Origin of the sequence: Sinomonas notoginsengisoli (assembly GCF_021554725.1) — a bacterium.
Taxonomy (GTDB): Bacteria; Actinomycetota; Actinomycetes; order Actinomycetales; family Micrococcaceae; genus Sinomonas; species Sinomonas notoginsengisoli.
This window is the reverse complement of sequence record NZ_JAIZDP010000001.1, coordinates 455,336-469,413: the sequence shown is the minus strand read 5'-3', so window position 1 is coordinate 469,413 and position 14,078 is coordinate 455,336. Positions and strand designations below refer to the sequence as shown.

The following is a 14,078-nucleotide window of genomic DNA, read 5'->3' as shown; positions in this document are numbered from 1 at the left end:
AATGGCCGGTACACCTCGGGTTCCCCGGGTTCTCAGCATTGCCGGCTCGGACCCCTCGGGCGGAGCCGGCATCCAGGCGGACCTCAAGAGCATCGCGGCTATGGGCGGCTACGGCATGTGTGCCATCACGGCGCTCACCGCCCAGAACACACGTGGTGTCACGGCGGTCCACACTCCTCCGGCGGCGTTCCTCGAGGCGCAGCTGCAGGCCGTGGGCAGTGACATCGAGATCGATGCCGTCAAGATCGGCATGCTTGCTGACACGGAGGTGATCCGCACCGTCGGCAGCTGGCTCGACGAGACCCGGCCGGCCGTCGTCGTGCTCGATCCCGTCATGGTGGCCACGAGCGGGGACCGCCTGCTCGCGGCCGACGCCGAGGAGGCGCTCCGCGGGCTCCTGAGTCGCGCGCACCTCGTGACCCCGAACCTGCCCGAGCTCGCCGTGCTCCTCGGCGAGCCGGTCGCATCGACATGGAATGAGGCGCTTGACCAGGGCCGCCGGCTCGCAGAGCGGATTGGGGGAGCGGTGCTCGTCAAAGGCGGGCATCTGGAGGGGGAGGACTGCCCCGATGCCCTCGTCGACCCCGGTCACCCCGCAGGACCTGTCGTCGTCGAGATCGGCGGCGAGCGGATCGCCACTCAGAATACGCACGGGACCGGCTGCTCCCTTTCCTCTGCCCTCGCCACCGTGCAGGTCCGCACGGGCGACTGGGCACGCTCCCTGACGGTGGTCAAGGAGTGGCTGCGGGGAGCCCTTGCGGCCTCGGGCGAGCTCGAGGTCGGGACTGGGCACGGGCCAGTGCACCATTTCCACCACGCCGTGGCCTCGGTGCCTTTGGCTGAGGGCGAGTTCACCGACTCGCTCTGGGAGGGCACCGCGAAGGTCCGGGCCGAGATCGACGCGCTGCCGTTCATCAGCCAGCTCGACGACGGCACGCTCCCCGAGGCCCATTTCGCCTATTACCTCACTCAGGATGCCCAGTACCTCAACGGCTACTCACGCGTCCTGGCTCGGGCCAGCGCACTCGCACCGAGCGAAGAGGAGCAGGCCTTCTGGGCCCAGGGGGCCCGGGTATGCCTCGAGGTCGAGGCAGAGCTGCACCGCACCTGGCTCTCCCGCCACCCGATCACGGCGCACGACGCCGCGTCCTCGCCGACGGCGGTGGGTGCACCCGGCGCGGCTGCTGGCTCCGCAGTCCGGGGCCCGGTGACAAAAGCCTATGTGGACCACCTTCTCGCGGCGTCCGCCTCAGGCAGCTACGCCGTGCTCGCCGCCGCGGCCCTGCCGTGCTACTGGATCTACGCCGAGGTCGGGTCGGCCCTCCATGCCCGGCACGCCTCCCGAGCGGACGCCGGCGCACACCCTTATGCCGAGTGGATCGGCACCTACGCGGACGAGTCCTTCGCCGAGGCGACTCGCCGGGCCATTGCGTACACCGACACGGCCGGCCGGCGGGCATCGGCCCAAGAGCGCGCGGCAATGCGGGAGGCCTTCACGGCGTCGGCAGTCTACGAACGCGAGTTCTTCGACGCGCCACGCCGCTACGCATGACACGCGCCTGAGGCGCGCTGGGATAGACTGGACCAGCGCGCTTGCCGGTCTCCACAGATCGGCCCGGCTCATTTGCGGCCGGACAGAGGACTAGCGTATCCTTGATCCTCGGTGCTTGCGCCGTCACTTGGGTGTTACTCCCAGGGATTCCCCTCGCGGACTCACGGCATAAAGCACGGTTGGGCGCCTGACGCGCCGTGCTGGAGCACGGACGCCGGGCGCCGCGCGCAAGAGCTTTAGAAATATCGTCGAGAGAAGTGAGTTCCCCAGTGGTGTACGCGATTGTCCGCGCCGGCGGCCGTCAGGAGAAGGTTTCCGTCGGAGACTTCGTGACCCTCAACCGTCTGGCCGGTGAGGCTGGCAGCACCATCGAGCTGCCCGCCCTCCTGCTTGTCGACGGTGACAAGGTCACCTCCGCCGCTGCCGAGCTGGCCAAGGTGACGGTCACGGCCGAGGTCCTCGAGGACCTGCGTGGTCCGAAGATCGTCATCCAGAAGTACAAGAACAAGACCGGGTACAAGAAGCGCCAGGGCCACCGCCAGGAGCTGACCAAGGTCAAGATCACCGGCATCGACGCCTGAGTCGCTCCGGTTACCGTCAGTCTCAGAATTCCTCAGGGAGGCATAGCTCATGGCACATAAGAAGGGCGCAAGCTCCACCCGCAACGGCCGCGACTCGAACGCGCAGCGCCTCGGCGTCAAGCGCTTCGGCGGCCAGACCGTCAATGCCGGCGAGATCATCGTCCGCCAGCGCGGCACGCACTTCCACCCGGGCAACGGCGTTGGCCGCGGCAAGGACGACACCCTGTTCGCCCTGGCCGCCGGCGCCGTACAGTTCGGCACCCGTCGCGGTCGCCGCGTCGTGGACATCGTCGCCGCGTAGCGTCGTCGCGCCGAATCAGGTAGCAGCGCAGCAGCGATGCGCGCCCCTTGAGGGGGCAGCCAGCATCAGGGTGGAGCGGGCCAGTGGTCCGCTCCACCCTTTGCTGTTCCCCGCACAATACGGGGGCCAGCACTAGAATCGGGTCCAGGCCCGAAGACTTTAGGAGTTGCAAGTGGCGAGCTTCGTCGACCGTGTCGTCCTCCACGTCTCGGGCGGGAACGGCGGCCACGGCTGCGTCTCGGTCAAACGGGAGAAGTTCAAGCCCCTCGGCGGTCCGGACGGGGGGAATGGCGGCAACGGCGGCGACGTCGTCCTGCGCGTCTCCCATCAGACCACCACGCTCCTCGACTACCACCACTCACCGCACCGCAACGCCGACAACGGTGGCCCGGGCATGGGCGACTGGCGCGCCGGACACACTGGCGAGACACTCGTGCTGCCTGTCCCGGATGGCACGGTCGTGAAGTCCCGCGACGGCGAGGTCCTCGCCGACCTCGTCGGTGAGGGCACCGAGTTCGTCGCGGCCGCCGGCGGGCAGGGCGGCCTCGGCAACGCCGCGCTCTCCTCGGCCAAGCGCAAGGCGCCCGGCTTCGCGCTCCTGGGCATCCCGGGGGACCAGCGGGACATCATCCTCGAGCTCAAGTCCATCGCGGACATCGCGCTCGTCGGCTTCCCCTCCGCCGGGAAGTCGAGCCTCATCGCCGCGATGTCCGCCGCACGCCCCAAGATCGCCGACTACCCCTTCACCACCCTCGTGCCGAACCTCGGCGTGGTCCAAGCCGGCGACGTCCGGTTCACCATCGCGGACGTGCCGGGCCTCATCGAAGGCGCGAGCGAGGGCCGCGGCCTCGGCCACGATTTCCTGCGGCACGTCGAACGGTGTGCAGCGATCGTGCACGTCCTCGACTGCGGCACCCTCGAGGCGGACCGCAACCCCCTCGACGACCTCGACATCATCGAGCACGAGCTCGAGAAGTACGCCGTGGACATGAGCTACGCCGGTGCCGACGGGGAGGCCGCGCCCCTCAACGAGCGGCCCAAGCTTGTCGCGCTGAACAAGACCGATCTGCCCGACGGCCGGGAGATGGCCGAGATGGTCCGCCCCGAGCTCGAGCGCCGGGGTTACCGCGTCTTCGAGGTGTCCGCCACGAGCCACGCGGGACTGCGGCCCCTCGGCTTCGCGATGGCCGAGATCGTCCAGGCTGCGCGCGACGCGGTCGAGACCGCTCCGCCGAAGGTCTCTCCGACGGTCCTGCGCCCCCGGGCCGTGAACCGTACCGAGTTCACGATCCGCCGCGAAGAGCGCAATCTCGAGCCGCTCTTCCGGGTGCTCGGGGAGAAGCCGGAGAAGTGGGTCGTGCAGACTGACTTCACCAACGAGGAGGCCATCGGCTACCTCGCCGACCGCCTCAACCGCCTCGGCGTCGAGGACCAGCTGTTCAAGGTCGGTGCGAAGCCGGGGGACACTGTCGTCATCGGTGAGGACGACGGCGTCGTGTTCGACTGGGAGCCGACCATGATGACCGGCGCCGAGCTGCTCACCGGCCCCCGCGGAACCGACCTCCGGCTTGCAGACTGGGAGCGCCCCACGCGCGCGGAGAAGCGCGAGGAGTACGAGGACCGCAAGTCGGCCCGTGCGGCGGCCCGCGAGGAGCTCGAGGCCGAGCGGCGGGCCGGGATCTGGACCGAGTCCACGCGCCGCCGCGGCCCCCACGCGGCCGACAAAGCCCCGACCCGCGATGCGGTGGCCCGCGAGGAGGAGGCCGAGGGGGAGTGGGCCGATGACGACGACCTCTGAGGCGCGTGTGCGCGGGCGCGAGTGGCTGCCTGAGGCGCGGCGCATTGTGGTCAAGGTCGGTTCCTCGTCGCTGACGACCCTACGCGGGGGCATTTCGGAGCGGTCGCTCGCGGCACTCGTCGACACGCTGGCCGACCGCGCCACGACGGGCACCGAGATCGTGCTCGTCTCCTCGGGTGCCATCGCCGCCGGGCTCGCCCCGCTCGGCCTCGCGCGGCGCCCCAAGGACCTCGCGACCCAGCAGGCGGCAGCAAGCGTCGGCCAAGGACTTCTCATGGCCCGGTACACGCAGGCGTTCGGTGCCCACGGGGTGACCGTGAGCCAGGTGCTCCTCACAGCCGACGACCTCGTGCGCCGCACGCAGTACAAGAATGCCCATAGGGCTCTCGAGAAGCTCCTCCATCTGGGCGTGGTCCCTGTGGTCAACGAGAACGACACCGTGGCAACGCATGAGATCCGCTTCGGCGACAACGACCGCCTTGCTGCCCTTGTCGCCCACCTTGTGCACGCGGATGCGCTTGTGCTCCTCTCCGACGTCGACTCCGTCTACACGGGGCCGCCAGCCGAGGGCGGCGTTCGGATTGAGCACGTCCGGGACTCGGCGGACCTGAACGGGGTACGGATCGGCAGTACGGGCAAGGCGGGCGTCGGCACCGGCGGGATGGCCAGCAAGGTCGAGGCCGCAAGCATCGCTGCGAGCTCGGGAATACCCGCCTTGGTGACCTCGACGTCCGCCGCGTCGCGGGCACTGGCCGGCGAGGACGTCGGGACGTGGTTCAGCGTGAGCGGACGCCGGAAGCCGGTGCGGCTGCTGTGGCTTGAGCACCTCGCCGCCGTGCGCGGCACCCTGACGCTCGACGACGGCGCGGTCCGGGCGGTCGCACACCGTCACCGCTCACTGCTGCCCGCCGGCATCACGGCGGTGTCCGGCGACTTCGAGGCGGGGGACCCGGTCGAGATCGCGGACCAGTCCGGCCACGTGATCGCACGCGGCCTTGTGAACTTCTCCGCGGACGAGCTGCCGACCATGCTCGGCCGCTCCACGAGGGAGCTCGGGCGTGAGCTCGGCTCGGAGTACGAGCGCGTCGTCGTCCATGTCGACGACCTCGTGCTCATGTGACCGGTTGCCCGCGGCCAGCGCTGGGGAAGGCGACGTCGGTAGACTTGGTCCATGACTGACACCGTGCATGTGAATGCGCCTGACACCGCTATCGCCGAGTCCAGCACTGTTGGCGCACCGGTCCCGTCGGCCGGCGGGCAGTCCGCACTCGCCCCAGCGGAGGTCGAAGCAGCGGTCCATGCGATCGGTGACCGCGCCCGCGTGGCGTCGCGGGTCGTGGCCCGCGCCAATCGGGCGTGGAAGGACAGGGCGCTCCGCGCCATCGGGGCGGCCCTGAAGGAGAAGGAAGCCCAGATCCTCGCGGCCAATGCCGAGGACATCGAGGCCGGCCGGTCCAACGGAACATCCAAGGCGCTGCTTGACCGCCTCGCGCTGACGCCTGCCCGCATCGATGGGCTCGTGGACGCGCTCGAGACCCTCGCGGGCCTGCCCGACCCCGTCGGCAACGTGGTCCGCGGCCAGACCCTGCCCAACGGCCTTCGCGTTCGTCAAATCAACGTGCCCATGGGCGTTGTTGCCGCGATCTACGAGGCACGTCCCAATGTCACCGTTGACATCGCGGGCCTCGCCCTAAAAAGCGGCAATGCGGCGATCCTGCGGGGGGGAAGCGCCGCCGCGCACACCAACGCCGCGCTGCTCGAGATCCTGCGCGACACCCTCGACTCGGTCGGGCTGCCTGCCGACGCCGTCCAGAGCGTTGACGCCTATGGCCGCGAGGGTGCCGCTGTGCTGATGAAGGCCCGCGGCCGCGTCGACGTCCTCATCCCGCGCGGCGGCCGGGAGCTCATCCAGAACGTCGTGCTCAACTCCACCGTGCCCGTCATAGAGACGGGAGAGGGCAACGTCCACGTCTTCGTCGACGCGAGCGCCGATCCGAATATGGCAGTCGACATCCTCCTCAACGCCAAGACGCAGCGCCCGAGCGTGTGCAACACAGTCGAGACCGTGCTCGTCCACAAGGACTCCACGGTGCTTCCCGACGTAGCGCGCGCACTCGCCGAGAGGGGCGTGCGCCTCCATGTCGATGGTCGCACTATGGCGGCCCTCCCTGAGGGCGTGGGCGCGGAGGCCGCCACAGACCACGACTGGGCGACGGAGTACATGGACCTCGAGCTTGCTGTCGCGACCGTGGACGGACTCGACGAGGCTATCGCGCACATTCGCAGGTGGACCACCGGCCACACGGAGGCGATCATCACAAACGACCTTGCGAACGCCGAGCGCTTCATCGCCGAGATCGACTCAGCCGCCGTCATGGTCAACGCCTCGACCCGCTTCACCGACGGTGGTGAACTGGGCCTCGGCGCCGAGGTCGGCATCTCGACCCAGAAGCTCCACGCCCGGGGGCCGATGGGCCTGGCCGAACTCACGACCACGAAGTGGATCGTGCAGGGCGAGGGACAGACCCGGGCATGAACCACCGGGGTAGGATGAAACCCAGCCCACGAAGCTGCACCCGCAGCTGACCACCTGAGCACTTCAACCTGAAGGGGAGACCATGCTGGCAACGCTGATCAGCACCGCAGTCAACATCGCCGGCGAGGCCGCTGGTCACGAGGAGAAGGCACCGCTGATTGCGCCGCCATTCGTCATCGGCGGGACTATCTTCGCCGTGTTCCTCCTCTTGATGTTCGTCACGGTCTCGTACACCAACCTCGGGCGTCGTCACGAGCCGGTGGACGAGCATGCGGATCCACACCGCCAGCACCCGAACAAGCACGACCGCGGTCAGGCACACTGAACCGTCAATCATTGGCCCCGGCACAGCAGCCCGAGAGCGGACGACGCGTCCGCCTCGGCGTCATGGGCGGAACGTTCGATCCGATCCACCATGGGCACCTCGTCGCCGCGAGCGAAGTCGCCTCGAAGTTTGACCTCGACGAGGTCGTGTTCGTGCCCACCGGGGAGCCATGGCAGAAGTCCAAGCGGAAGGTCAGCCCGCCGGAACACCGGTACCTCATGACGGTGATTGCGACGGCATCGAATCCGCGCTTCACTGTGAGTCGGGTGGACATCGACCGTCCGGGGCCGACGTACACGATCGACACGCTGCGTGACCTGCGGCGAATGCGGCCGGAGGCCGACTTGTACTTCATCACCGGCGCCGACGCGATGGCCCAGATCCTGTCTTGGAAGGACGTCGAGGAGCTCTGGGAGCTCGCCCACTTTGTGGGCGTGACGCGCCCGGGCCATGAGCTGCACGACCTGGGACGCAAGGACGTGAGCCTGCTCGAGGTCCCGGCCATGGCCATCTCCTCGACCGACTGTCGCGCACGGGTGGCCGTGTCCGAGCCCGTGTGGTACCTCGTGCCCGACGGCGTAGTGCAGTACATCGCGAAGTACGACCTCTACCGCAGCGAGGCGAGCGGAGCGGAGTCGGCCGAGGGCGGCACACAGGACAATCACGGAGAGGCAGGGAGCACAGCAGCCGCTGTGCGGTGAGAGCCAAGCATGAGCAACGAGGAGAAGCCGATCACGAGCCGGCGCGAGCGTCGGCTCGCGCAGGCGGCACTCGCCGCCGGGCAGCAGGCGCAGCTGACGCCGGCTCAAGCAGAGGCCGAAGCGCGCGGACGCGCGGAGGCGGAGAGGGAGGCGCCCCGGGCGCTTTCGTCGGCCCAGAGCGCGACCGCAGCGGCAGCGCGCGGCGAGGCATCGCCGCAGGACGCCGCGGACTCAGGAGCCGGCCGCACCGACCACCTCCGACCGCGTCGCGCACACCAGCTGGCCGCGGCGCCCCCGCCGGCCTCCGGCCACGAGCCCGAACCGGCCCAGCAGCCCGACGACATGCATCACTCGGAACGGAGCTCTCAGGCCCGCGCTCGGGACCGGGCTGCGCAGAGGGTCCTCCGCGAGCTCGCCGAGAAGGAGCAAGCAGCCCAGAGCGCCCAGCAGGCCTTCCCGACCCGGCGTTCCATCCGTGAGCGGGAGACCGGCAGGATCCCCTCTGTGGAGGCCCCGTCGGCGGCGCCGAAGCCCCAGCCGCACGAGTCATCTGCGGGACCGGCCGCCGGACAGCTTCCAGTCGTTCCGTCCCCGCAGGGTGCCGCGTCCTCCGGGCGTGCCCCCATCCCGGGCGTGGATCCGGCTCCGCCCACCGCCATGCAGGGAATCGTGCCGCTGGGTCTCACCGTGACCCCGGCGCTGGGGCCCGAGACAGGCTCGTTCCGCAAGCTCAGCCACGACCAGATTGCAGCGGCGCGCGAACTGCTGAAGGAACAGGCTAAGAACCAGACCGCGATGATCGATGCCCAGCGTGATGCGAGCGGCACTGAGGTGGACCCGGCGGTCCTCGCGGAGCAGGTGGCGATGGCAGAGCGTGCTGCCATCCTGAATCGCCGGGCGCAGGCCAAGCAGCGCCTTGCCGAGGAGTCGCGCCGGGAGGCTACGGCGCCGGCCCGAAAGGCCCCGGCGCCCGCGGCCACGGACAACCTGGCGATGGTCACCCCCCTCGAATTCGTCCGCCTGCCGGGCGTCCCGCACCCCGTCATGAAGCCTCCGACCACCACGCATGTGCCGGTGATCACGGGCAAGACAGTGAAGCAGGCGACGCCCACGCGGCAGCGGCGGCCGGAGATGCCCGAGGCTGTGCCCGTGTCCGCGCGCCGCGCGCATGGGCTCGAGCCGCTCAATTCGGCTCAGACGGGCATGGGCCGCGCCGAGAAGGAGCGCCTGATCCTACTCGGCATCGGAGCCGTGGGCCTCATAGCCCTCATCGTGGCAATCATCATGATCGTGCTGGGCGGCAGGTAGTCCGATCCAGCCCCATAGCAGCGAGCCTCCTAGGAGAAGAGTGAGCGCAACAGAAACCGCCATCGAGCTGGCCCGTACAGCGGCAAAGGCCGCCGCGGACAAGCTGGCGGAGAACATCGTGGCCGTGGACGTGAGTGACCGTCTGGCCATCACCGACATCTTCGTCATCGCGTCCGCAGACACGGAGCGCCAGGTCAATGCCGTCGTGGACAATATCGAGGACGAGCTCATCGTCCAGCTGGACCGACGGCCGGTGCGTCGCGAGGGCCGCTCCGAGGGGCGCTGGGTCCTGCTGGACTTCGGTGACGTGGTGGTCCATGTCATGCACAGCGAGGACCGGTCATTCTATGCGCTCGAGCGCCTCTGGAAGGACTGCCCGATGGTGGACCTCCGGCTCGACGGCTCGGGGGCGTCCGCCTCCGCCGCGGGCTGACCGAGTGCGGTACGGAACCGGTCGGGGGAGACGCATCGTCTTCTGGCGCCACGGCCGCACCGACTGGAATGCTGCAGGCCGGTTCCAGGGCCAGACTGACGTCCCGCTGAACGACGAGGGGCACCGGCAGGCCGCGGACGCGGCACGTCGGCTCGCCTCGCTCGCGCCGAGCGCGATCGTCTCGTCGGATCTCGAGAGGACGCGTGCGACCGCGGGCGCACTCGCCTCGCTCACGGGCCTGCCCGTGCGGGTCGATTCCGGGCTGCGCGAGACGAACGCGGGGGCCTGGCAGGGCCACACGTTCGATGCGATCCGTGAAATGGACCCGGAGACGCTGCACCTGTGGGAGGAGGGCGACGTCCACACTATGGCCGGCGGGGCGGAGACACGCCTTGATGTTGCGGGGCGCGTTCACCGGGCGGTCGACCACGCCCTGAGAACAGTGCCGGGGGACGGGACGCTCGTCGTGGTGAGCCACGGCGGTGCGATCCGCGTGGGACTCGCGCATCTGCTCGGCCTCCCGCACGGGCTGTGGGGTGCTCTCGCCGGGCTTTCGAACTGTTCGTGGTCGATCCTCGAGGAACGCAGGCCAGACTCCGATGGGACGCCGCGCTGGCGGCTCGGCGAGCACAACGCGGGCACGCTCCCCGTGCCGATAACGCTTGAGGAGGGCTGACTCACGACGGCGCTCTGGAGCCTTCCGTGATTTGTGCGCTGGGGCGCGGGCAGTCTAAGATGGTCGAGTTGCTCCGGACGGGGGTGAGTCGCTCCACGAGCCGAATCACATGTTCCGGACCGTGACTTTCGGGGCTGTGGCGCAGCTGGTAGCGCACCTGCATGGCATGCAGGGGGTCAGGGGTTCGAGTCCCCTCAGCTCCACGGGGGTATGGCGCAGTTGGTAGCGCGTCTGCATGGCATGCAGAAGGTCAGGGGTTCGAATCCCCTTACCTCCACCAAAGGGTTCTTAGTCGAACCCCTGACATGGCGAGAGCCGATGTCGGCGATTTCTGCGGATCCTTCGGGGTCCGCTGAGTTGTCTGCGGGCGTCGCTATCTCTCGACGGTGCCGGTCATTAGGCCTTCCTCTCGGTCAGGCCACGCCGTTCTCACCGTTATTCGCCCAGTCCCCAGAGGATTTTGAGGAACGCGTCGGGGTCGCAGAACTCGACGAGGTGTGTGGCGCGGGGGAGCGTGTGGAACTGCTTGCGCGGTGCCGTGATGCGTTCGACGAAGGCCTCGGCCGTTGTCGCGGGAGTGATGATGTCGTGTTCGCCCTGGATGACGATGAACGGCATCTCGAACCTGTAGCCGACGGAGTCGAAGTCGAAGTTGACCATGGCGTCGAAGAGCTGGACCGCCGAGTACTCCATGCCTTTTTGGACGGCTTTGATGTCGTTCATGGTGTAGTCGGGTGCGAAGAGCAGCGCGGGCAGCATGAGGTCGTTCACCATGTGCGGGGCGTTGCGACTGAGGTTGATCGACAGCTTGTTCATGGCCAGCAGCTGGCGGTACGTCCACGATGCCGGGTCGGGTCTCATGGCATGAAGTGCCGCAACCGCGTTGCGCTTTCCTGCGCGCTCTGCCACTGCGAGCGTCTGTTCGTAGGAGGCGCGGAAGCCGCCCGGTGCGTTCTGCTCGGCTCCGACGTAGGCGGTGAAGAGGTCCGGACGTTTCCGAATCATGTGCAGCGCGATGAAGCTGCCGACCGAGCTGCCGAGCAGGATGACCGTCTCGACGCCCAGGCGAGCCTGCACGTAGTCGACCAGTTCGATGCCGTTGGCGGCGAGCCGCTCAAAGGACAGGGACCCGGTTTCGGCTTCGCCGTGACGCTGGAACGTCTTCCCGGCGCCGGGCTGGTCCCATTGCACCACCGTGAAGTGCTGCTCCCAGGACCCGAGCCAGGAGTTGAATGGCGTGTAGGGCGAGCCTGGCCCGCCGTGCAGGATCACGATGACGGGATTGGCTCGATCCTGGCCGCGGATGGTCACCCATTGCTCGATCCCGCCCAGGGTGACGACCCGCTCTTCGCGGATCCCGTTCGAGGTTGTGATCGCGAGCTTCTTCGCATTGCGCCGCTGCTCCAGCGGGCGCATGAACATGCCGGTGATCGGGCTGACCATTGCTATATCCCTCCCTTCTTGGCGCCGCGGTCCAACGCCTGACACAAGGGATCGGTCATCTGCGTGTACGTCGCGATGTCGACGTCCGCGCGCGTCACCAGTTCGTGGAACTTCTCACTGAGCAGCGCGCTGATCTGGCGAGCGAGTTCGTTGCCCATCGAGGTGAGGCGCACGACGTTCTTGCGCTTGTGCCCCGGGTCGACCTCGATCGAGGTGTACCCGGCGGCTGTCAGCTCGGTCAGCATCACGCTGACGGCAGGATCGGTGCGTCCCACTGCTGATGCGAGCGCGTGCTGGGTCATGCCGTCCCTCCCCAGAAGCGCATCCAGGGCCAGCGCCCGGCTGTAGGTGATCCCGAACTCGCGCCGCAGGAGCGCGTCCGCGCCCCGGTCGAGGGCAAAGACGAGTTGGTGCAGGGTGCGGTTCGGAGTTTGGTTCATGCGTCCTGTCCAATGTTTAGCATTGAATATCAAACCGTTAACAAATGTCCCGGGCGGTGTGAAAGACCCGACCTCCGCTGTGCTGGACCTGGAGGGCATGGCCGGAGCAAGCCTGACCCAGATGGTCAAGTCCGGCGGAAGGGAGATCCGCTCGCAGGCCCAGAAGGCGGACTGAGGACCCTAGCCCGGCGGCCGCCGCAGCGAGGAAAGTGGTGTCGACCGACCTGCTCAACGACGGGAGTGACGCCATGCAAGGCATTCAGCAGCCCATCGGATTCCTGCTCAAGACCCTCGACAGGCTGCTCGAGGACCGTTTCGATGAGGCCCTCGAGCGCCATCGCCTCAGCCGCCGGCAGTGGCAGCTCCTCAACGTGCTGGCGGACACCGAGGGCACTGTCGCCCAACTCGATGCGGTCATTGCGCCGTTCCTCGACGCTGATGTCCAGGAGACGTCCGAGCGTCACCTCGAGCCGCTGCTCGGCGGCGGGCTCGTGGCCGAGAAGTCGGGCGTCTTCCGCCTCACCGATATGGGCCGCGAGGAGCTGCGGGGCGCCCGCGAGACGGTGCAGGGCCTGCGGGACGTTGCCATCCGCGGGCTCGAGGACGGCGAGTACGAGCGCACCGTCCGCACGCTCGAGGCGATGATAGTCAACCTCTCCGGCTGAGGGGCCCGAAGGGATCTTCGCTGCTCAGGGGTGCTGGCTCAGCCCGAGCCCGGGCTTGCGCTGGTGCACTGACAGGTAGCGCAGGCCTTCGGGCCCGGCGGTGAACTGCCGCCGGGAGTGCCGCGGCAGCCAGACGAGGGCGCCTGGGACCAGGTCGAGCTGCTCACCCTCCGTGGTGAGCGTGCCGCCCCCCGCGATGACGTGCAGGAGCACGTCCAGATCGGGCCCGGCGTGCTCGCCGATCGTGCCGTCCGGCGGGAGGGCGATGACATTCGAATCGAGGTCCCGGTTGCCCATGGTGAGCCGGAACACGGCACCTGACGCGTCGGCGTCGTGCGCGTCTGCGAGGGCGTGGGTGTCCGCGAGCACGCGCGGCAGGGGAGTGGCGGCGGTCCGCGTGATGCGGATCCTCCACTCTGGGCCGCGCTGGAGGTACTCCCATCCTGAGGCGCCGTACTGGTCGTTGTCGAACTCCGCGCGCAGCGGCATCGGGTCGTGGTTGACGACGAGCTCGAATGACTCGCCCACGGCGAGGTCGGCGAACGCCGCGAACACTGCGTGGTGCCTCTGGGACTTCGGGATCGGCCTGACGTCGAGATCCATGCAGTGCAGGATAGTCCCATGGCCCCGCGCGCCGAGCGCATCACTATCCCTCCGCCCTCCGAAGGCGCCGGGGAGGTCTCCGGCGTCTACGTCAGGCCGGACGGCGCCGAAGCGACCGTCGTCGTGGCGCACGGCGCCGGGGCAGGCATGGACCACCCGTTCCTGGTGGGGTACTGCGAGGCGCTCAACCGCGTCGGCCTCGCGACCCTTCGGTTCAACTTCGCCTACATGGAGGCGGGGAAGCGCGTTCCTGATCGCCCACCGAAGGCCATTCCGGTGTGGGCGGCGGCACTGGCGGAGGCACGACGCCGCTCAGCGGGCGAGCCGCTGTGGGCAGCGGGGAAGTCGTTCGGCGGCCGTATGGCCTCCATGGCTGTGGCGGAGGGCGCCATGGACCCGGTTGGCCTCATCTTCCTCGGCTACCCGCTCCACCCGGCGGGCAGGCCCGAGAAGCTGCGGGACGAGCACCTCTACGGGCTCACGCTGCCCATGCTTTTCCTGTCTGGCACACGGGACACGCTCGCCACGGGCGAGCTTCTCGAGGGTGTCGTGGCCGGGCTGCCGACAGCGACCCTCACGTGGCAGGAAGGGGGCGACCACTCGTTCGCTGTCAACGGCCTGAAACGGCCGCCATACGAGGTCGGGGCATCCCTTGCCCCGGCAACTGCCGAGTTCATCGGTGACCATCGCCAAGGCTGACCGGAATGTGCATAATG

Annotated in this window: 16 protein-coding genes and 2 tRNA genes; 15 read left to right on the top strand and 3 right to left on the bottom strand. The window is 68.7% G+C overall.

All coding sequences use genetic code 11. The features are described from left to right. Nucleotide 1: 1 nt before the first annotated feature. The 13 genes from LF262_RS02115 (at nt 2) to LF262_RS02055 (ending at nt 10,491) form a co-directional block, all read left to right on the top strand. Nucleotides 2–1,552 (top strand): bifunctional hydroxymethylpyrimidine kinase/phosphomethylpyrimidine kinase, encoded by a 1,551-nt coding sequence (locus LF262_RS02115; protein ID WP_235778629.1) that lies wholly within the window; start codon nt 2–4, stop codon nt 1,550–1,552. 269 nt (nt 1,553–1,821) lie between these two features. Then, nucleotides 1,822–2,133 (top strand): 50S ribosomal protein L21, encoded by a 312-nt coding sequence (rplU, locus tag LF262_RS02110; RefSeq protein ID WP_235779261.1) that lies wholly within the window; start codon nt 1,822–1,824, stop codon nt 2,131–2,133. 49 nt (nt 2,134–2,182) lie between these two features. Beyond that, nucleotides 2,183–2,434 carry a 50S ribosomal protein L27 gene (gene rpmA / locus LF262_RS02105; protein WP_235778628.1) on the top strand — a complete coding sequence of 84 codons (252 nt, stop codon included), beginning with the start codon at nt 2,183–2,185 and terminating at the stop codon, nt 2,432–2,434. 172 nt (nt 2,435–2,606) lie between these two features. Further along, entirely contained in the window at nt 2,607–4,232 is a 1,626-nt protein-coding gene (gene obgE / locus LF262_RS02100) for a GTPase ObgE (protein WP_235778627.1), read from the top strand. Next, nucleotides 4,216–5,352: a glutamate 5-kinase gene (gene proB, locus LF262_RS02095; RefSeq protein ID WP_235778626.1), complete on the top strand. Its 1,137-nt coding sequence runs from the start codon at nt 4,216–4,218 to the stop codon at nt 5,350–5,352. The genes obgE and proB overlap by 17 nt, the downstream gene beginning before the upstream one ends. 51 nt (nt 5,353–5,403) lie before the next feature. Then, nucleotides 5,404–6,768, top strand: coding sequence for a glutamate-5-semialdehyde dehydrogenase (locus LF262_RS02090; protein WP_235778625.1), 1,365 nt, complete (start codon nt 5,404–5,406; stop codon nt 6,766–6,768). A gap of 82 nt (nt 6,769–6,850) precedes the next feature. After that, complete coding sequence (locus tag LF262_RS02085; protein WP_235778624.1) at nt 6,851–7,093, top strand: hypothetical protein; 243 nt, start codon at nt 6,851–6,853, stop codon at nt 7,091–7,093. A 62-nt stretch (nt 7,094–7,155) separates the two neighbouring features. Then, on the top strand, nt 7,156–7,794 hold the full coding sequence (nadD, locus tag LF262_RS02080) for a nicotinate-nucleotide adenylyltransferase (RefSeq protein ID WP_235779260.1): 639 nt from the start codon (nt 7,156–7,158) through the stop codon (nt 7,792–7,794). Between the two features lie 9 nt (nt 7,795–7,803). Further along, a complete protein-coding gene (locus tag LF262_RS02075) occupies nt 7,804–9,102 on the top strand; it encodes a hypothetical protein (protein WP_235778623.1) in 1,299 nt (432 codons plus the stop codon). A 40-nt stretch (nt 9,103–9,142) separates the two neighbouring features. Next, nucleotides 9,143–9,535 carry a ribosome silencing factor gene (rsfS, locus tag LF262_RS02070; protein WP_235778622.1) on the top strand — a complete coding sequence of 131 codons (393 nt, stop codon included), beginning with the start codon at nt 9,143–9,145 and terminating at the stop codon, nt 9,533–9,535. Between the two features lie 4 nt (nt 9,536–9,539). Continuing rightward, the gene (locus LF262_RS02065) at nt 9,540–10,211 is read left to right on the top strand and encodes a histidine phosphatase family protein (protein WP_235778621.1); all 672 of its coding nucleotides are present in this window, start codon (nt 9,540–9,542) and stop codon (nt 10,209–10,211) included. A gap of 130 nt (nt 10,212–10,341) precedes the next feature. After that, nucleotides 10,342–10,414, top strand: a tRNA-Ala gene (locus tag LF262_RS02060). Between the two features lies 1 nt (nt 10,415). Further along, nucleotides 10,416–10,491 (top strand) — tRNA-Ala (locus LF262_RS02055). Between the two features lie 155 nt (nt 10,492–10,646). On the opposite strand, the gene LF262_RS02050 is transcribed toward LF262_RS02055, so the two are convergent. Both LF262_RS02050 and LF262_RS02045 read right to left on the bottom strand, forming a co-directional pair. Continuing rightward, complete coding sequence (locus LF262_RS02050) at nt 10,647–11,654, bottom strand: alpha/beta fold hydrolase (protein WP_235778620.1); 1,008 nt, start codon at nt 11,652–11,654, stop codon at nt 10,647–10,649. Between the two features lie 2 nt (nt 11,655–11,656). Then, complete coding sequence (locus LF262_RS02045; RefSeq protein WP_235778619.1) at nt 11,657–12,094, bottom strand: MarR family winged helix-turn-helix transcriptional regulator; 438 nt, start codon at nt 12,092–12,094, stop codon at nt 11,657–11,659. A 212-nt stretch (nt 12,095–12,306) separates the two neighbouring features. Between LF262_RS02045 and LF262_RS02040 the strand changes: the two genes are divergently transcribed. Further along, entirely contained in the window at nt 12,307–12,759 is a 453-nt protein-coding gene (locus LF262_RS02040; RefSeq protein ID WP_235778618.1) for a MarR family winged helix-turn-helix transcriptional regulator, read from the top strand. A gap of 24 nt (nt 12,760–12,783) precedes the next feature. Here LF262_RS02040 and LF262_RS02035 read toward each other — a convergent pair whose 3' ends face one another. Then, nucleotides 12,784–13,362: a DUF2249 domain-containing protein gene (locus LF262_RS02035; RefSeq protein ID WP_235778617.1), complete on the bottom strand. Its 579-nt coding sequence runs from the start codon at nt 13,360–13,362 to the stop codon at nt 12,784–12,786. A gap of 18 nt (nt 13,363–13,380) precedes the next feature. On the opposite strand from LF262_RS02035, the gene LF262_RS02030 reads away from it, so the two are divergent. Continuing rightward, nucleotides 13,381–14,061 (top strand): alpha/beta hydrolase family protein, encoded by a 681-nt coding sequence (locus LF262_RS02030; RefSeq protein WP_235778616.1) that lies wholly within the window; start codon nt 13,381–13,383, stop codon nt 14,059–14,061. The last annotated feature ends 17 nt before the right edge of the window (nt 14,062–14,078 follow it).